Source organism: Fretibacterium fastidiosum (genome assembly GCF_000210715.1).
In the GTDB taxonomy this organism is placed as follows: domain Bacteria; phylum Synergistota; class Synergistia; order Synergistales; family Aminobacteriaceae; genus Fretibacterium; species Fretibacterium fastidiosum.
The window spans coordinates 2,281,735-2,283,201 of record NC_021038.1 but is presented as its reverse complement, the minus strand read 5'-3'; the positions used below and the strand labels follow the sequence as shown (position 1 = coordinate 2,283,201).

General features: G+C 48.3%; 2 protein-coding genes. Both read left to right on the top strand.

Annotated features, from left to right (window positions below):
* On the top strand, positions 1-750 hold a 750-nt coding region (locus tag SY1_RS10315; protein ID WP_243440665.1), incomplete at its 5' end, for a polymorphic toxin-type HINT domain-containing protein.
* 175 nt (positions 751-925) lie between these two features.
* Positions 926-1,255 (top strand): DUF4279 domain-containing protein, encoded by a 330-nt coding sequence (locus SY1_RS10310; RefSeq protein WP_208873739.1) that lies wholly within the window; start codon positions 926-928, stop codon positions 1,253-1,255.
* Positions 1,256-1,467 lie beyond the last annotated feature (212 nt).

Below are 1,467 nucleotides of genomic sequence, written 5' to 3'. Positions count from 1 at the left end.
TACAGCGTCAAGAAAAACTTCGAGGCATACCTTGAGGCGAGGGCGAATAACGACGTTGCGGGGATGCTGGTTGCGGGTCTGAATATCGCGATGGACCTGGCCATGATTTTCTGGCCGAGCTGCTTTGACGGTGACACGCTGGTGGCGACGGAGGCGGGGTTCAAGCGCATCGCCGAGGTTCAGGCTGGGGATCGGGTGTGGTCGTACAACGTCGAGACCGGCGAGCTGGCGCTGAAGGCGGTCAAGGAGGTCCTCGTCCGGGAGAACGACGAGCTGCTACGCATCGAAACGGGCAGCGGGGACGTCGACGCGACCACCAGTCATCCGTTCTACGTTGTGGGCAGGGGCTGGGTTGCCGCGGGAGACCTGGTGGTTGGGGACAGCATCCGGGCGCTCTCCGGCGACGTTCGGACGGTGACGGCACTGAGGCTTGAAAAGCTGGAGTCCCCCATCCCCGTCTACAACCTCGACGTCGAGGACTTCGATACCTACTTCGTCGGAAGCGGCGTGTTGGTGCATAATGGGTGTAAAGAAATACGTAATGATGACAGAGCTAATAAGGTTGCGCAGACTGTTAATTATGATAGTGCTGAATTGCTAAAAAAAGACTATGTTAAAAAAGCATCAAGTCAATATAATATGGCAATTGACGAACATACACGAGAAATTCTACTGGTGAGGGTTATCAAGGGAAGTAAGGGTAAAAACGCAATACCAGTACATACGGGGTTATACTATCCAAATAAATGACTTAATTCTGGAAATGACATAAGCTTGATTTGAATCACATAACCTTAGGCCATTGGGCGTTAACTGAAGCGATAAGGCAGGTATTGAGCTTTTGCCTACCTTAATTTAACAGCACGGGGTGAACTATATGTATCCTACAATCAAGGTTATTTTTAGCATCGTTTGCGCGTTTCCCATGGATGTCATTACTGACTTATTAGGGATAGCACCTAAAAAAGGTAAGCAAACTGTAGCAATACCAGAGCCGTTTTACTACTGGTATATAGAAACCGATAAATCGTTTTGCAGGTGTTTGGAGGAAAAATTTGATGAAATGATCTCCATGCTTGGCTCTAAGGTGGAGGTGCTTCAGCAACTAGTCAAAGATTATGAAATTGATGTAGTTTTTGATGGCATTGTAGTGATGGAGGACGGCGACGCGCCGGAGTTATGCTTTTCAAAAGAAACAATAGCCCTTTTGGCTTCGCTGAATGCTGAATTTGGAATTACTCTCTACAAACCTTGATTTTTAAGCGAAGGGGATTTTTTGGCTCCTCGCCTTTTTAAGCTTTCCTGCGATGACGTCGATGACGTTATGAACGACGATGGAAAAGGAAATTGAACAAAACTACAGAGTCTCCGAATTCTTGACAATCGAATAAGAGTTATTGTTTTGCGGTGCAGGAGGGCGCGAACGTGGCGGTAGAGGAGTACGGCTACGACTGGCGCGGCAACCGT